This is a genomic window from Micromonospora sp. L5, from assembly GCF_000177655.2.
GTDB classification, from domain to species: Bacteria; Actinomycetota; Actinomycetes; order Mycobacteriales; family Micromonosporaceae; genus Micromonospora; species Micromonospora aurantiaca.
This window is the reverse complement of sequence record NC_014815.1, coordinates 6,164,635-6,181,268: the sequence shown is the minus strand read 5'-3', so window position 1 is coordinate 6,181,268 and position 16,634 is coordinate 6,164,635. Positions and strand designations below refer to the sequence as shown.

Annotated in this window: 15 protein-coding genes; 8 read left to right on the top strand and 7 right to left on the bottom strand. The window is 73.5% G+C overall.

The genetic code is table 11. The features are described from left to right. Window positions 1-7: 7 nt before the first annotated feature. A complete protein-coding gene (locus ML5_RS28520; RefSeq protein WP_013285821.1) occupies window positions 8-1,234 on the bottom strand; it encodes a CdaR family transcriptional regulator in 1,227 nt (408 codons plus the stop codon). 80 nt (window positions 1,235-1,314) lie between these two features. Then, window positions 1,315-2,265: a hypothetical protein gene (locus tag ML5_RS28515; protein WP_013477156.1), complete on the bottom strand. Its 951-nt coding sequence runs from the start codon at window positions 2,263-2,265 to the stop codon at window positions 1,315-1,317. 191 nt (window positions 2,266-2,456) lie between these two features. On the opposite strand from ML5_RS28515, the gene ML5_RS28510 reads away from it, so the two are divergent. The 7 genes from ML5_RS28510 to ML5_RS28480 are packed head-to-tail and all read left to right on the top strand — an operon-like array spanning window position 2,457 to window position 10,199. Next, a complete protein-coding gene (locus ML5_RS28510; RefSeq protein WP_013477155.1) occupies window positions 2,457-5,291 on the top strand; it encodes a Na+/H+ antiporter subunit A in 2,835 nt (944 codons plus the stop codon). Continuing rightward, on the top strand, window positions 5,288-5,755 hold the full coding sequence (locus ML5_RS28505; RefSeq protein ID WP_013285824.1) for a Na(+)/H(+) antiporter subunit C: 468 nt from the start codon (window positions 5,288-5,290) through the stop codon (window positions 5,753-5,755). The genes ML5_RS28510 and ML5_RS28505 overlap by 4 nt, the downstream gene beginning before the upstream one ends. Then, window positions 5,752-7,323, top strand: coding sequence for a Na+/H+ antiporter subunit D (locus ML5_RS28500; protein WP_013477154.1), 1,572 nt, complete (start codon window positions 5,752-5,754; stop codon window positions 7,321-7,323). The genes ML5_RS28505 and ML5_RS28500 overlap by 4 nt, the downstream gene beginning before the upstream one ends. Then, entirely contained in the window at window positions 7,320-7,919 is a 600-nt protein-coding gene (locus tag ML5_RS28495; protein WP_013477153.1) for a Na+/H+ antiporter subunit E, read from the top strand. Before ML5_RS28500 ends, ML5_RS28495 begins: the two co-directional genes overlap by 4 nt. Beyond that, entirely contained in the window at window positions 7,916-8,179 is a 264-nt protein-coding gene (locus ML5_RS28490) for a monovalent cation/H+ antiporter complex subunit F (protein ID WP_013285827.1), read from the top strand. Before ML5_RS28495 ends, ML5_RS28490 begins: the two co-directional genes overlap by 4 nt. Next, window positions 8,176-8,574 carry a monovalent cation/H(+) antiporter subunit G gene (gene mnhG, locus ML5_RS28485; RefSeq protein WP_013477152.1) on the top strand — a complete coding sequence of 133 codons (399 nt, stop codon included), beginning with the start codon at window positions 8,176-8,178 and terminating at the stop codon, window positions 8,572-8,574. Before ML5_RS28490 ends, mnhG begins: the two co-directional genes overlap by 4 nt. Window positions 8,575-8,606: 32 nt before the next feature. Further along, window positions 8,607-10,199 (top strand): amidohydrolase, encoded by a 1,593-nt coding sequence (locus ML5_RS28480; protein ID WP_013477151.1) that lies wholly within the window; start codon window positions 8,607-8,609, stop codon window positions 10,197-10,199. Window positions 10,200-10,242: 43 nt separating this feature from the next. Here ML5_RS28480 and ML5_RS28475 read toward each other — a convergent pair whose 3' ends face one another. From ML5_RS28475 to ML5_RS28455, 5 genes are all read right to left on the bottom strand, one after another. Further along, on the bottom strand, window positions 10,243-11,172 hold the full coding sequence (locus ML5_RS28475; protein ID WP_013477150.1) for a phospholipase domain-containing protein: 930 nt from the start codon (window positions 11,170-11,172) through the stop codon (window positions 10,243-10,245). 139 nt (window positions 11,173-11,311) lie between these two features. After that, window positions 11,312-12,310, bottom strand: coding sequence for a helix-turn-helix domain-containing protein (locus ML5_RS28470; protein ID WP_013477149.1), 999 nt, complete (start codon window positions 12,308-12,310; stop codon window positions 11,312-11,314). Window positions 12,311-12,431: 121 nt separating this feature from the next. Further along, window positions 12,432-12,923, bottom strand: a complete 492-nt coding sequence (locus tag ML5_RS28465; RefSeq protein WP_013285832.1) for a hypothetical protein — start codon at window positions 12,921-12,923, stop codon at window positions 12,432-12,434. Window positions 12,924-12,982: 59 nt separating this feature from the next. Beyond that, window positions 12,983-13,939 carry a hypothetical protein gene (locus ML5_RS28460; RefSeq protein ID WP_013477148.1) on the bottom strand — a complete coding sequence of 319 codons (957 nt, stop codon included), beginning with the start codon at window positions 13,937-13,939 and terminating at the stop codon, window positions 12,983-12,985. A 123-nt stretch (window positions 13,940-14,062) separates the two neighbouring features. Further along, complete coding sequence (locus ML5_RS28455; protein ID WP_013285834.1) at window positions 14,063-14,794, bottom strand: FadR/GntR family transcriptional regulator; 732 nt, start codon at window positions 14,792-14,794, stop codon at window positions 14,063-14,065. Between the two features lie 138 nt (window positions 14,795-14,932). Between ML5_RS28455 and ML5_RS28450 the strand changes: the two genes are divergently transcribed. After that, window positions 14,933-16,558, top strand: coding sequence for an ABC transporter substrate-binding protein (locus tag ML5_RS28450; protein ID WP_013285835.1), 1,626 nt, complete (start codon window positions 14,933-14,935; stop codon window positions 16,556-16,558). Window positions 16,559-16,634 lie beyond the last annotated feature (76 nt).

Below are 16,634 nucleotides of genomic sequence, written 5' to 3'. Positions count from 1 at the left end.
GGCGGCGCTATGCCGGCAGCGGCCGGCGCGGCCAGTCCAGCGCCCGCGCGCCGAGCACGGCGGCGTGCAGCGTGAACCGGTCCCGCGCGTCGGCGGGGTCGTAGCCGCTCAACGCCCGGATCCGGGCCAGCCGGTAGGTGACCGTGCGCACCGACACGTGCAGCCGGCGGGCGGCCTCGGTCGACACCTCGCCGCAGGCGAAGTACTCGTTCAGTGTGTCCAGCAGCGGCTCGGCGCCGCCGCGCGCCTGGGCCAGCGGCGTCAGCACCGCCCGTACCAGGTCGACCATGGCGGGCTGGTCGCGCAGCAGCACCCGGTAGATGAGCAGGTCGTGCGCGTCGATCACGGATGCCTCGCTGTGCAGGCGCCGCGCCGTGGTGAGCGCCTCCCGGGCCTCCTCGTACGAGCGGGCGATGCCGTAGACGCCCGGGTGCGGGCGGCCCACCGCCACCTGCCACGGCCGGCCCCGCACCAGCCGGTCCAGCTCGCCGTGCATCAGCGTGCCCAGGTTGCCGGTCGCTCCGGCGCCGCGGCCCCGGTCGGCGGTGACCGGGTCCGCCGGGGCGACCACCACGAGCAGCCCTTCCTTCGTGGCCACCAGTACGTCCCGGTCACCGAGCCGGTCGAAGATGACCCGCTCCAGCGCGCTGATCGCCGCCTCCGTGTCCGGCAGCCGCCGGCCGGGCGCGGCGAGAGCGACCTGGTGCACCCGGGCCAGGTCCAGGCCGAACGGCTCGGCCCGTTCCACCAGCCCGCCCAGGTCGGAGTCGCCGCGCAGCAGGTCGTCGACGAGTTCCCTTCGCAGCGACTCCTCGCGCCGGACGAGTTCCCGGCGGGCCACCGCGTACCCCTCGGCGAGCGTGGCCACGGCGGTGTCGACCACGTGCAGGACGGCGTCGGCGGCGGCGCGGACCGCCTCGCTGTCGTCGGACCGGTCCAGGTGGGGAAGCTGCCGCCAGACACGCCGCGCCGCGGACAGGTAGAGGCGTACCGCGCGGCCGGCGGAGATCCCCTGCTCGGCCGCGCGCCGGCCCAGCGCGCCGACCGCGTCGAGTTCGGCTCGGCGGGGACGGCGGCCGGTCACCGCCGCGTCGGTCAGCAGCCGCAGGTAGTCGCCGAGCAGCTCCACCGGCACGCCGCCCGCGTCGGCACCCGCCTCGCGGGCCACCTCGGCCAGCCACTGCTCGTCCTCGCCGCCCGCCACCGGTGCCGGCCGGCGGACGTTGTCGGTCATCGCGGTCTCCCCGGACGGGGCCGGCATCGGACGCCGGCCCACCACACCAGCCTAGGCGGCGGGTCCGGCCGGTCCGCCGGTCATCCCCGCGACTGTGGTTCCGGGTCGATCACCAGCGCCGGGCCGGTCCGCCGCCCGCCGCGAGGGCCGCGGGTCAGCAGCTGCGCCGTCCGCGCCGGGTCGTCGCCTGCGGCCACCTGATCGAGTACGCGCAACCAGCGCTCTCCGTGCGCGTCGGTGAAGCCGGTGCCGACGACGGCGATCCGGCGGCCGGTGACCGGGCCGGGCGTGGCGCGTTCGGCCGGTTCCGTCGACCCGATCGCCGGCCCGTCCGGCACCCGGGCGGGTTCGGCGCGGTTCCCGGCTGCGACCACGAGATCCGGCGATCCGCACCGCACCGCCCGGACCGCCCCGGCGCGGTCCACGTCCACGATCGTGGCACGCAGGTGACCCGCCGGGGCGAGATCGCGTACCACCCGGTCGAGCGCGTCGACCAGGTGCGGCACTGTGCGCCGCGGTCCGGCGGCGGCCCGGCGGAACGCCTGCTCGATCGCCCGGCGTCCGGCGGGGGTGTCCAGCGCGGCGCCGCTGACCGTGCCGAGCAGGACACGCAGTCCACCGCCGCGGACCGGGACGGCGGCGCCGATCTCGCCGGCGGTGCCGCAGATCGCCAGCGCGGCGCTCCCGGCCCCGGCCGGCACGGTGAACACGGCGACGTCCGGCGGCGCGGCGGCGCGCGCCACGGTCGCGGTACGCGTCCGGCGGCGGGCCCAGGCCAGGACCGGCACCGCGGCCAGGCCGGCCGCCGAGGCGAGCAGCGCCTGCGGGTCGCTGCGGTGGCCGGGGATCACCGGTACGACGACTGATAGCGCGACCAGCACGCCCGCCCACGCCGACACCAGCGGCGCCACCCGGGGCCGGGCCGAGACGCCGAGCAGGCCGGGCAGCAGCACCCAGCCGACCGGCGTGCTGACCTCGGCGAGGCCCATCAGCATCGCGTTCCCGGTGGTGCCCGCCAGGGCGGCTCGCATCGGCAGCACGCCGACCACCCTATCGGGGCGACCGCCGGACGCCGACCGGTGTACCGGGCGGAGTGAACCTCACTCCTTACCCGAAACAGAGCGGAGCCGACACGACACGTTCGCGTGATTCTCTCGACATACCGCCTCGCCGAATCGCCGGTTAGGGTTGACGTACCGCAGGTCGATCTTGAGGAGTGTGTGTGCTGGTTCTGGTGGCGGTCCATGCGTTCGCAGCCGTGACCGCCCCCGTGCTGGTACGCCTCCTCGGTCGGCGGGCGCTCTACCTGCTGGCGGCCGTCCCGGCGGCGGCCCTGATCTGGGCGGTGACCCGCACCGAACCGGTCCGTGCGGGCCGGCCCGTCGTCGAGACCGTCACCTGGGTGCCGCAGCTCGGCCTGGAACTCGCGCTGCGCATGGGCACGCTGTCCTGGCTGCTGGTGCTGCTCGTCGGTGGGGTCGGCGCCCTCGTGCTGGCCTACAGCGCGCGCTACTTCCGCTCCGACGACCCCGGCCTCGGCCGGTTCGCCGCGGTGTTCGTCGCGTTCGCCGGCGCGATGCTCGGCCTGGTCGTCTCCGACGACCTGCTGCTGCTGTACGTGTTCTGGGAACTCACCACCGTCTTCTCGTACCTGCTGATCGGCAGCGACCCGACCAAGCGGGCCAGTCGCCGCGCGGCGATGCAGGCGCTGCTGGTGACGACGCTGGGCGGCCTGGCGATGCTCGCCGGGTTCGTGATGCTCGGCCAGCACGCCGGCTCGTACCGGTGGTCGGAGATCGCCGGGAACCTGCCCGAGGGCGGCTACCTCACCGTCGCGCTGGTGCTCGTCCTGCTCGGCGTGACCAGCAAGTCGGCGATCTTCCCGTTCAGCTTCTGGCTGCCGCGCGCGATGGCCGCGCCCACCCCGGTCAGCGCGTACCTGCACGCCGCGGCCATGGTCAAAGCGGGCGTCTTCCTGGCCGCGCTCATGGGCCCGGCGGTGGGCCAGACCACCGTGTGGCGCGGCGTCCTGCTGGCCGGCGGCCTGGTCACCCTGTTCCTCGGCGGGTGGACGGCGCTGCGGCAGGTCGACCTGAAGCTGCTGCTGGCGTACGGCACTGTGAGCCAGCTCGGCCTGCTCATGGTGATCCTCGGCGCGGGCACCCGCGACACCGCGCTGGCCGGCGCCGCGATGCTGCTGGCGCACGCCCTGTTCAAAGCCACACTGTTCCTCGTCGTCGGCGTCGTCGACCACGTCACCGGCACCCGCGACCTGCGGGAACTCAGCGGCCTGGGCCGGCGCGCCCCGGTGCTCGCGGCGGTCGCCGGACTCGCGGCCGCCTCGATGGCGGGCCTGCCGCCGCTGATCGGCTTCGTGGCCAAGGAGGCCGCGCTCGAGGCGTTCCTGCACGGCGGCACCACCGAACTGGTCGTGCTCGCCGGAGTGGTGACCGGCTCGGCGCTGACCGTCGCGTACACCGCGCGGTTCCTCTGGGGCGCGTTCGCCGCCAAGCCCGGCGTCGCGGAGACCCGGCCGCACCGGATCGAGCCGGCGTTCATCGGCCCGGCGGCGGTGCTCGCCCTCGCCGGCCTCGCCGTCGGCGTCCTCGCCCCCGCGGTGGACCGGGTGCTGGCCCCGTACGCCGATCAGTTCCCGACCGCCGACCCCGGCTACCACCTGGCCCTCTGGCACGGGCTGACCCCGGCGCTCGGTCTGTCGGCGCTGGCGGTGACCGCCGGTCTCGGGCTGTTCCTGCTGCTGCACCGGCGCCGGCCCTACCTGCCGCGGCTGCCGTTCGACGGCGCCACCGGCTACGACCGGCTGGCCGGCGCGGTCGACCGCGCGGCGGTGGAGCTGACCGGCGCCACCCAGCGCGGCTCGCTGCCCTTCTACCTCGGCGTCATCCTGCTGGTCCTGGTCGTGCTGCCGGGCGGCGCGGTGCTCGCCGGCGCGCCGTGGGCCCGGCGGTTCCAGCTCTGGGACACCCCGTTGCAGGCCGTCGCCGGCGCGGTCATCGTGGTCGCGGCGGTGGTGGCCGCGCGCGCCCGCCGCCGGCTGACCGCGATGATCCTGGTCGGCGTGACCGGCTACGGCACGGCGCTGATGTTCATCCTGCACGGCGCGCCCGACCTCGCGCTCACCCAGTTCCTGGTGGAGACCGTCACGATCGTGATGTTCGTGCTGGTGCTGCGCCGCCTGCCGCGCCGGTTCTCGGCCCGCCCGATCCGCGCCACCCGGCGGTTCCGGGTCGCGCTCGGCGTCGCCGTCGGCGTGGTCACCGCCGGGATGGCGTACGTGGCGGCGGGCAGCCGGACCGCCACGCCGATCTCGGTCGGCTTCCCGGAGGAGGCCGTCTCCTACGGCGGCGGCAAGAACGTCGTCAACGTGACGCTCGTCGACATCCGCGCCTGGGACACGATGGGCGAGATCGCCGTGCTGGTGGTGGCCGCCACCGGCGTGGCCAGCCTGATCTTCCGCCGCTCCCGCGCGCTGGACCTGCGCAGCGGCATCCCCGGCGCGGGCCGGCAGCAGTCGTCGCGCCCGCGCTGGCTCACCACCGGCGCGACCTCCCGGCAGCAGTCGGTGATCCTCCAGGTGGTCACCCGCCTGCTGTTCCACGCCATCCTGCTGTTCTCGATCTACCTGCTCTTCTCCGGCCACAACGCCCCCGGTGGCGGGTTCGCCGCCGGGCTGGTCGCCGGGCTGGGGCTCGCCGTGCGATACCTGGCCGGTGGGCGTACCGAACTCAACGGCGCCGCGCCGGTCGACGCCGGCCTGGTGCTCGGCGCGGGCCTGTTCGTGGCGGTCGGCACCGGCGTGGCCGCGATGCTGCTGGGCGGCGAGTTCCTGCAGAGCGCGACGCTCAATTTCCACCTGCCGCTGCTCGGCCACGTGCACTTCGTGACGTCGGTCTTCTTCGACGTGGGCGTCTACCTCATCGTGGTCGGCCTCGTCCTGGACATCCTGCGCAGCCTGGGCGCCGAGATGGACCGCCAGGAGGAGGTCGACGAACAGGAGACCGAACCGGCCGGCGTACGGGAAGAGGAGCTGGTGTGAGCCCGAACATCCCCAACCTGGTCTACGTCGTGGTCATCGGCGTCCTGTTCGCCACCGGCGTCACCCTGCTGCTGGAACGCAGCCTCACCCGCGTCCTGATGGGGGTCATCCTGCTCGGCAACGGCGCCAACCTGCTGCTGCTCACCGGCGGCCGGGCCGGCGGCCCGCCGATCGTCGGCACCACCGCCGAGGAGGACATGTCCGACCCGCTGCCGCAGGCGATGGTGCTGACCGCGATCGTGATCACGCTCGGCATGACCGCGTTCCTGCTCGCGCTGGCCTACCGGAGCTGGCACCTCAACGGGCACGACGAGGTGCAGGACGACGTCGAGGACCGCCGGATCATGGAGCTGGCCGACCGGGACGAGGGCCCGGGCACCTCGGACACCGACGGCGTCGACACCGCCGACGGCAGCCCCGAGGCGCGGGTGCTCGCCGCCGGTGAGGCGGAGGCCGTCCGATGACCTGGCTCGTACCGCTGCCGGTGGTGATGCCGCTGCTCGGCGCCGCCCTCACCCTGCTGCTCGCCCGCCGGGCCCGCGCCCAGCGGTGGGTCAGCATCATCGTGCTCACCGCCACCGTCGCGGTGGCCGCGATGCTCCTGGTCCGCTCGTCGCTGGACGGCCCGCTCGTGGTGGAGGTGGGCGGCTGGGTGGCGCCGATGGGCATCGTGCTCGTCGCCGACCAGCTCGCCGCGCTGATGCTCGTCGTGTCCGCCTCGGTCACCCTGTGCGTGCTCGTCTACTCCATCGGGCAGGGCATGGCCGACGGCAACGAGGAGACGCCGCTGTCGGTCTACCACCCGACCTATCTGGTGCTGACCGCGGGCGTCTGCAACGCCTTCCTCTCCGGCGACCTGTTCAACCTCTACGTCGGCTTCGAGATCCTGCTCGTGGCGAGCTACGTGCTGCTGACGCTCGGCAGCACCGAGACGCGGATCCGGGCCGGCACCACGTACGTCGTGGTCAGCCTGCTCTCGTCGCTGATCTTCCTGGTGGCGATCGGCCTGGTCTACTCCGCCACCGGCACGCTGAACCTGGCGCAGCTCGCCGACCGCCTGGACGCGCTGCCCGACGACATCCGCCTGGTGCTCCAGGGCATGCTGCTGCTCGCGTTCGGCATCAAGGCGGCGGTGTTCCCGCTGTCCGCGTGGCTGCCGGACAGCTACCCGACCGCGCCCGCCCCGGTGACGGCGGTCTTCGCCGGCCTGCTCACCAAGGTCGGCGTGTACGCGATCATCCGCACGGAGACGCTGCTGTTCCCCGGCGGCCGCACCGCCGACCTGCTCATGGTGATAGCGGCGCTGACCATGGTGGTGGGCATCCTCGGCGCGGTGGCGCAGTCGGACATCAAACGGCTGTTGTCGTTCACGCTCGTCAGCCACATCGGGTACATGCTGTTCGGGGTCGGGCTGACCACTCCGCTCGGCCTGTCCGCGGCCATCTTCTACGTGGTCCACCACATCACCATCCAGACCACTCTGTTCCTCGCCGCCGGCCTGGTCGAACGACGCGGTGGCAGCACCGCGCTGGACCGCCTCGGCGGCCTGGCCCGGCTGTCACCACTGCTGGCGGTGCTGTTCTTCGTGCCCGCGCTGAACCTGGCCGGCATACCACCGTTCTCCGGGTTCCTCGGCAAGCTCGGCCTGGTGCAGGCCGGCGTCGACGACGGCGGGTTCCTGGCCTGGTCGCTCGTCGCCGGAGGACTGCTCACCAGCCTGCTCACGCTCTATGCCATCGCCCGGGTGTGGAACCTCGCCTTCTGGCGGGCCCCGCACGCGGACATGCCGGAGCCCGGTGACGCCGACCAGGCGGCCCGCACCGACGGCGCCGAGCAGCCGCACGACGGCCCGGCGCCGGCCGGGGCGGTGCTGCCCCGGCTGATGACGGTGTCCACCGCCGCCCTCGTGGTGCTCGGCCTGGCGCTGACGGTGGTGGCCGGACCGCTGTTCGACATCAGCACCGACGCCGCCGACGACCTGTTGCGCCGTGCCCCGTACGTCGAGGCCGTGTTCCCGGAGGGACCGCCGTGACCAGTCAGCCGAAAGCGCCACTGACCCGCCGTGACCGCTGGCGCAACCGGGCCGTAGCGGTGACCGGCCTCGTCACCGTCTGGGTGCTGCTGTGGGGCACCTTCAGCTGGGCCAACGTGATCAGCGGACTCGTGGTCGCTGCCGTGCTGCTCGTCGTCTTCCCGCTGCCCCCTGTCACGTTCGCCGGCCGGATCCGGCCGGTGCCGCTGCTGCGGTTCCTGGTCCGCTTCCTGTACGACCTGGTGGTCGCGTCCGCCCAGGTGGCCTGGCTGGCCGTCCGGTCCGGGCACCCGCACTCGGCGATCATCGCGGTGCGCCTGCGGGTGAACACCGACCTCAACCTGACCCTCAACGCCGAGGCGCTGTCGCTGGTGCCGGGCAGTCTCATCCTGGAGGCCGACCGGAGTACCGGGACGCTCTACGTGCACGTCATCGGCATCCGGAGCCCCGACGAGGTGGAACGGTTCCGGCGCAGCGTGCTGGAGCTGGAGGCGCGCATCGTCGCCGCCGTCGGCTCGGCCGAGGAGCGCGACCGGATCCGCCACGACGAGGCCGAACCCGCCGGTTCGGTCGAACTGGAAGGAGCACCGACGTGACCGTCGTCGCCGTGATCGTCACCGCGCTGCTCGTCGCGGCCGGTGGACTCACCCTCGTCCGCATCATCCGCGGGCCGTCCATCCTCGACCGGGCCGTCGCCACCGACGTGCTGCTCGCCGTCGCGGTCGCGGCCATCGCCACCGAGGCGGCCTACAGCCGGGACGCCACAGCGCTGCCGGTCCTCGTCGTCCTCGCACTCGTCGGCTTCGTCGGCTCGGTGAGCGTCGCCCGGTTCGCGTCCCGGAGAAGCCCGAAGTGACCGCCGACGCGATCCTGGACATCGTCGCCAGCGTCTGCCTGATCGCCGGCGCGCTGCTCTGCCTCGCCGCGGGCATCGCGCTGGTCCGCTTCCCGGACGTGCTGTCACGCATGCACGCGGCCGCCAAGCCGCAGGTGCTCGGGCTGCTGCTGGTGCTGCTCGGCTGCGCGCTGCGGCTGCGTACCGGGGTGGACATCACCACGCTGGTCCTCGTCGGCCTGTTCCAGCTCGCCACCGCCCCGGTCGCGGCGCACATGGTCGGGCGGACCGCGTACCCGCACGACGACATCCGGCGGGACCTGCTGATCACCGACGAGCTGGCCGACCACATCGACCGGATCCGCGCGGACCGGGCCGGTGAGCCGGAGGAGACGGCGCCGGTCCGCACGTCCTGACACTCCGTACGAGCGCCGAGGCAGGGGAGCCCATGAGCGGCACGGTCTACGAGAACGCCCGCATCCACACCCTCGACCCGGGCCGCCCGTACGCCGAGGCGATGCTGGTCCGCGGCGAGCGGATCGTCGCCGTCGGCGACCTCGCCGAGTGCCGGGACCGGGCCGGCGGCGGCGCGCGCCGCGTCGACCTCGGCGGAATGGCCGTGCTGCCCGGCCTGATCGACAGCCACATCCACGCGGCGTCCTACGTGCGCGGGCTGAACCAGGTGGACCTGCGCGGCACGGCGAGCCTCGACGAGGCGCTGACCCGGATCGCGGGACACGCCGCCACGCTGCCGCCGGACGCCTGGCTGCTCGGCGGCGGGTGGGACAGCAACAGATGGACCCGGCCGGTGCAGCCGGCCCGAACCGACCTGGACCGGGTCTGCCCGGACCGGCCGGCGGCGCTACCGAGCATCGACGGCCACACCATCTGGGTGAACACCGCCGCCCTGGCCCGCCTCGGCATCGACACCACCACCCCCGACCCGCCCGGCGGGCAGATCGCGCGGGACGAGCACGGCGAGCCGACCGGCATCCTGCGCGAGGCGGCGGCCGACGCGGCGTACGCGGTGGTGCGCTCCCCGCACGCCGGTGACCTGGTCGCGCAGCTGCGTGCCCACCTGCCCCGGCTGCTCGCCGCCGGCCTGACCGGCATCCACGACCTCGACGGGCAGGACGCCCGTGCCGCCTACGAGACGCTGTACGCCCGGGGCGAGCTGCCGCTGCGGGTGCACAAGACGATCCCCGCCACCGCGCTGGACGAGGCGATCGACGCCGGCTGGGCCACCGGCGACGGAGACCGCTGGCTGAGCACCGGCCCGGTAAAGATCTTCACCGACGGCGCGCTCGGCTCGCACACCTGCCTGATGACCGAGCCGTACGACGGCGAGCCCGGCAACCACGGCATCGCCGTCACCCCGGCCGAGGAGTTCGAGCGGCTCGTGGCGACCGCCGCCGGAGCCGGGATCGCGGTGGCGGCGCACGCCATCGGCGACGCGGCGAACCGGATGGTGCTGCGGGCGTACGCGCGCTGGCGCGAGTCGGCCGGTCCGGGCCCGGTGGCGCGGCTGCGGCACCGGATCGAGCATACCCAGCACCTGCTGCCGGACGACGTGCCGCTGCTCGCCCGCCACGGCGTGATCGCCTCGATGCAGCCCACCCACTGCACCAGCGACATCCCGCTCACCACCCGGATGCTCGCCGGCCGGGGTCTGGCCTCGTACGCCTGGCGCACCCTGCTCGACGCCGGGGCCACAGTGGCGTTCGGGTCGGACGCCCCGGTGGAGGACCCCGACCCGTTCTTCGGCATCCACGCCGCGGTGACCCGCCAGCAGCCCGACGGCACCCCGCCCGGCGGCGTCGACCCGCACGAGCGGCTCGACCTGGACACGGCGCTGCGGTGCTTCACCGAGGCCGGCGCGTACGCCTCCTACGAGGAGCACCTGAAGGGCCGGTTGCGCCCCGGCATGCTCGCCGACTTCATCGTGCTGCCCACCGACCCGTACCGGGTCGAACCGGCGCGGCTGCGGGACCTGACAGTGGCACTGACGGTGGTCGGTGGCGTGGTCCGCTGGCAGCGCTGACCGTGTCCCGCCCGGACGACGCCGCCCGGGCGGGACACGGCGGTCAGGCGCCCTTCACCCAGTCGAGGCTGAACCGGGCGAAGTAGATGCCGCCGGTGTTGCCCACCTCGTACAGGTTGCCGACCGTGCCGTCGGCCAGCACCGCCATCGTCGAGTAGCCGGCGCCGCCGGGCTTGACCAGCGCCCGCGCCGGCCAGGTCGCGCCGTCGTCGGTGGACAGCCGTACGGTGACGGCCAGGCCGGGGATGCGGACCGAGGCGACGGTGCCGTCGTACCGGCCACCGGCTCCGTTGAGGTCGCGGATCACCGTCTGCGTGGTCAGCAGCGTGGTGGTGGCGAGCTGCGGGTTACCGGCGGCGAGGTCGCAGGAGGTGGTGCCGCGCAGCGTGGTGTCGAAACCCGGCGCGGTGACCCGCAGCGTGTACGGGGTGCCGGCGCCGACGGTCCAGTAGTGCAGGTAGTTGCCGCCGGCGGCGACGGTGCGGGTCCACGGCGAGCCGGTGCGTCCGGGCCAGGTGACTGTGAAGTCCCGGGCCGTCGTGGTGCGGTTCTCCAGGGCGAGCTGGAGGCGGCCGTTCGTGCAGTCGAAGCCGGCCAGCGCGGACATGCCGGTGCCGCAGTGGAAGATGCCGCTGGTGGTGTCGTCCAGACCGGTCGGGGTCGTGGTGCGCAGCGTGTACGGCGTGCCGGGGGACAGCGTCCAGTACAGCTCGGCGCTGCCACCGGCGGCGACCGTGCGGGTCCACGGCGAGCCGGTGCGACCCGGCCAGGTGACGGTGTAGGTCTGCGTCGTGGCGCTGCGGTTGTCGAGGTCGAGCAGCAGGCGGCCGGCGGTGCAGTCGGCGCCGACGGTGGCGGTCACACCGGCGGGGGCGGCGGCCTGGGCGGCGGTGGCGGGCAGCACGGAGAGCAGGGTGAGGGCGGCCGTCGCGAGGACGGTTGCGCGGCGCGGTATGGCGCGGCGAGGGGACACGTGGTTCCTTCCGGGGACGGGGGAGGGGAAATCGGGCATCAATCTGACGTCAGATGTCCGATGTCTGCACGCTAGGCGGCTTCACCCCGGCCCGTCAAGGATCGGTTCCGGTCGACGTCCCCGTCCGGTTCGCGAGCCTTCAGCCGTCCTGCCCGGGCGTCTCGCCCAGGAGCGCCTCGCCCATCGCGGTGAGCCGGTGCAGCATGAGGTTGCCGTGCCGCTGGCTGGTGATCAGCCCGGCCTCGCGCAGGATGGTGGTGTGATGGCTGGTCGTGGCCGGCGAGATGCGGGCGCGCCGGGCCAGCTCGCCGGTGGTGGCGCCGCTCGCGGCGGCGCGCAGGACCGCCACCCGGGTGTGGCCGAGCAGCGGACCGAGCCGGCGTTGCGAGCCCGCCGGCGGCGCCGGTTCCGGTCGCTGCCGGCGCGCCGGATAGACGAGCGTCGGCGGCAGTTCGGGATCGGCCAGTGTGATCGGCGCGTGCCAGCAGAAGTACGACGGGACCAGCGTGATGCCCCGGCCGTCGAGATGCATGTCCCGGTCCTCCGGGTAGCCGTGCACGGACAGCACCGGCGGATCCCAGGAGGTCTCCGGGCTCAGGTCGTCGAGGATCTGCCCGGCGCCGCTGTCGAGGACCCAGGCCCCGCGCAGCGCCCGGTCGCCGGAGACGGCGGCGGTGATCTGCGTCCAGTACGGAGCGAGCGCGACCCGGAAGTAGGCGCGCAGCGCGTCGCCGAGGCCGTGTCGCGCGGCGGGCCGGCCGGCGGCCAGGTCGACCAGCCAGGCGCTGTCGACGGGCGTCACCATCCGCCCCAGTTCGGTGCGGATCCGCCGGGCCGGGGTGCCGAGCACCCGGTCGATCCCCTCGTCGAGATCGGTGACCGGGCCGGGGGTGAGGAAGTCGGGGAAGTACCGCTTGAGCGGCGCGACGGGCAGCAGCCGTTCGCGGACGACCGGGACGAGACCGGCCCGCTCCAGGTCCGGGCGGATCTGCCGGTGCCACCGGGCGTAACCCGCGTAACCGGCCCGGGTCTGGAGGCGGTGCAGGCTGCAGATGATCTCCCACAGTGGATCGGGCCGGGCCGCCAGCCGGGTGCGGCTGAGGTCCCCGGCCGTGAAGTGGATGCGCAGGGTACCCATGACGCACAGTGTTCCGACGTGTGCCGTCGCACTCAGTCTCGTCTGCGACATTGACATCTATCACTGAATAGGGATAGGGCGGGGCGGCAGCCGCACGGCTGCCGCCCCGCCGTGTGTCGGCTCAGCCCGCGCTGCAGCTCGTGCGCCACCGGTGGGAGGCGATGTTGTCGTTGGCGTTCGCCATGTAGCCGTCCCGGTTGGAGCCCCAGCTGAACCAGACGCCGGTGAGGTTGTCCCACGCGTCGCCGGCGCCCAGGCAGGCGTACGCGCCGGTGTAGTCGGGGTGGATGTAGAGGGCGACCGGCCGGCCGCCGTTCGAGTCGTTCCACGCCGAGGACGCCAGGTTGCGCATGCTGGCCCGGTTGTTGTTGTCGCAGTTGGCGTTCTCCGCCGTGTTGATCGTGTCCCAGTTGTTGTCGGCGTTGTACCACCAGCACCACCGGCCGGCCCAGTTGGCGTCCTGGCTGACGTACAGGTAGCCGCTGCCCGCGGCGGCACGCTGCGCGTCGGCGTGCGGGGTCGGCCGCGGCGCGGCCTGGGCGGCGGTGGCGGTGAAGGCCAGCGCGGCTGCCGCCGCGGCCACTGTGGCCAGCACGGACCGTACTGCTCTCATGGTGCTTCCCTCCGGTCGGGTTCTGCCGTGGCGGGCAGCCACGGAAGTCTTGGGGTGGATCAGCCGGCGGCCAGCACGGCGCGGGCCCGCGGCAGCGCGGCGGCCTCCAGGCGGAGCCGTTCGGCGACCTCGGTGTGAAACTGCCGGTCGAGGGCGCGGCGGTGCTCGGCGTCGAGCCGCCGGGCGAGCCGGCCGAGCCCGGTGCGCGTCGCGCAGGTCGCCTCGGACACCGCGAGCCGGATCTCGCCGGGCGTGACGGAGCCGGACGTCGGCTCGGGTGCCGACGCGCGGGCCGATGCCGGGTCGGCGGAGTCGTGCCCGGCGGCGCGCATGCACCGCCGCCACGCCCTCACACCGTCGGCGTAGCGGGGGTCGGCGAGCACCCGGCCGACGCGCAGCCCGGCCAGGTTGTCGGTGATCCTGGTGACGCGGTACCAGCCGGGCAGGTCGCGATAGAGCTGTCGCTCCGCCTCGGAGGTGCAGCTGTGACTGCTGCGGCGCAGCACCCCGCCGGCCGGCAGCGTCGCGCGCAGGGCGTCGGGCTCGCCGGGGTCGCCGTTCACCGCGCGTACGGCGGCGGCGCCGCGCTCCGGGGGCAGGTCCCGTACGTACCGCGCGTTCGGGTCGGCCGCCATCGTCTCCTGGAGGCGGCGTTCCAGGGCGGTGCCGTATCCGTGCCGGCGGGCGTAGGACACGTCGTCGAGGACGTACGGGAATTCGCGCAGCTCCGGCACCGGCTGCCGGGGCACCGGCCAGTAGCGGAATCCGCGACGCTGCATGCAGTCGCGGATCAGCGCCTGCGTGGCGGCGTACCGCACCTCGGCGGGCGTACCGGAGACGGGCGGGACCGGCACGGCGGCCGCGCTCGCCGCGGGCGGCCCGGCCGAGGCGTGACCCTCGGACGGCGGCGCGATGTCCGGGCGGGCGCCCAGCGCCCCGGCCACCGCCGCCGCGAGAGCGACGGGGACCGCGACGGCGTACCACAATGACCGCGTTCGGCGCGACACCACCGCCATGACATGCACCTCGGCCGTCCGGGGCGCCCGATGCGCCCGTCAGAAGACAGCTTCGGCACGGGGCGAGCCCCGGGACAGAGACCTTCGATCAGGCTCGAACGACAGGCCCCGGCGTACGGCGGATCAGGTCTGCGCGGCGCGGGCGATGCTCGCCCGGATGGGCGCGTAGTGCTCGGCGACGGCCGAGCGCAGCGCCGCCGCGTCGGCGGCGGTGAGGGCGGCGACGATCGCCTGGTGCCGCTGGGCGGTGATGACCCGGTCCTCCGGCTCGGTCTGCAGCGTGGGCGCGACGATGGCCTGCACCTGCCAGAACGCCTCGGTCAGCTGGACCAGCAGGTCGTTGCCGAGGGGTTCCATCAGCTTCAGGTGGAACGCGCGGTCGACGTCGAGGAAGTCCTCGCCCCGGGCCGCCCGGCTGTGCATCTCGTCGGCGAGCGCGGACAGCTCCGACCGGTGCTGCTCGTCCAGCGCGTCGATGACGGTGGCGGCCAGCCCTTGCTCCAGCGTCTGGCGGATGTCGACGACCTGGGCCAGTACGCGGTGGTCGTCCTCGCCGCTGAGCAGCCCGCGGAAGGTCAGGCTCTCCACCAGGGCGTTGAGGGACATGCGGCCGACGAACGTGCCGTGGCCGTGGCGCACCTCGACGATGTCGAGCGCGGAGAGGATCTTGACGGCCTCGCGGACGCTGGATCGGCTGGCGCCGACGGCCTCGCACAGTTCCGCCTCGGTGGGCAGGAGGTTTCCCGGCTTCAGGCGGTTGCGCAGGATGTACTCCTTGATCCTGGTGGCGACCTCCTGCCTGCGAGGGCTGGGCCGCTCGGCGCCGCGTAGCGGACTGGCGTCAATGGTCGTCATCTGCCCCTTGCCCTTCGTTCCCGAATCTGACACCCTCACCCTACCGGCATCAGACGTCAGACGTCATACACCTTATGCTTCACATCCCCGAGCGCGAGCGGTCACGCGAGCGCATGAAGAGCCTATGGAGGCAGCTACGTGAGCACCACCGGTAAGCCGTCGAGGAGCCGGCGCGTCCCCCGGGGCCGCGTCCGCTCCCTGGCCGTCGCCACCCTCGCGGGTGGCCTCGCGGTCGCGCTGGCGGCCTGCAGTGGCGGTCCCGCCTCGACCAACGCCGTGGGCGACGGGAAGGGGGGCACGTCCATCGAGGCCACGCTGGCCTTCACGCTCTCCAGCGGTTTCGATCCCAGCAACGCCTCCTCGGCCGTGGCGACGGCGGTCAACCAGCACGTCTTCGAGGGCCTCGTCGACCTCGACCCGATCACGCGGGAACCCTACAACGCCCTGGCCAAGAGCGACCCGACCCCCGGGGCCGACGGCCGGACCTACACCGTGACGCTGCGTGACGGGGCGAAGTTCTCCGACGGCACCCCGGTCACCGCCGAGGACGTGGCCTGGTCCTTCACCCGCGTGCTCAAGCCCGCGGACCCGAAGGCGCCGCCGCTGATGCAGGGCTTCGTGTCGTTCCTCGACAGCGTCGCCGCCAAGGACGCGACGACCGTCGAGTTCAAGCTGAAGTACCCGTTCGCCCTGTTCAGCGAGCGGATCGCGGTCATCAAGATCGTCCCCAAGGCCAAGACCGGCGACGCCGCCGCGGCCAAGGCGTTCGACACCGCCCCTATCGGCTCCGGCCCGTTCAAGGTGGACAGCGCGTCCAAGGAATCCGGCATCAAGCTGAGCAAGAACGCGAACTACAACGGCCCGCGCGCCGCCAAGGTCGAGACGATGACGTGGAACACCACCACCGAGGCGTCGGCCCGCGTGTCGGACCTGCAGGGCGGCCGGGTTCAGGCCATCGAGGCCGTGCCCTACCTGAACGTCGACTCGCTCAAGGACAAGTACACGATCGACGTGAAGCAGGCCTTCAACCAGGTCTTCCTCATGTTCAACAACTCCGCCGCGCCGTTCAGCGACAAGCGGGTGCGCCAGGCCCTGCACTACGCCATCGACAAGGAAGCGGTCATCAAGACCGCGCTCAACGGCTACGGCAGCCCGGCGACCAGCTACCTCGACGAGGGCAACAAGGCCTACCAGAAGGCCGCCACCGTCTACGACTACAACCCGGACAAGGCCAAGGCCCTGCTCCAGGAGGCCGGCGTCACCAACCTGTCGTTCCGGCTCGACACCACCGACAGCTCGGTGGTCAAGGACGTCGCCCCGCTGGTCATCGAGCAGTGGAAGAAGATCGGCGTCAACGCCACGCTGAACACCGTGCCGTCCTCGGCCATCTACGGCGACATCGTCCCCAAGGACACCTTCCGGGTGCTCATGGCCACCGGTGACCCGAGCGTCTTCGGCGTCGACACCGACCTGCTGATGCGCTGGTACTACTTCGGCGAGACCTGGCCGGGCCAGCGCTACCGCTGGAGCGACGCCGACCGCAAGGCCATGGGCGACCTGCTGGACAAGGCCGCGCAGACCTCCGACGAGACGGCCCGCAAGGCGCTGTGGAAGCAGGCCCTGGACATGGCGGCGGACCAGGTGCCGCTGTACCCGATCCTGCACACCAAGGTCGTCACCGCGTACGACCCGGCCAAGGTGGACGGCTTCTCCGGCGCCTCCACCACCGGCCTGTACTTCCTGGGCACCGGCCGGACCGGCTGAGCCCACGCGCGGGGTTCCGGCCCCGCAGACGTCCCGCCCGGCCCACGTGACCCGTGCGGCCGGGCGGGCGTCCCGG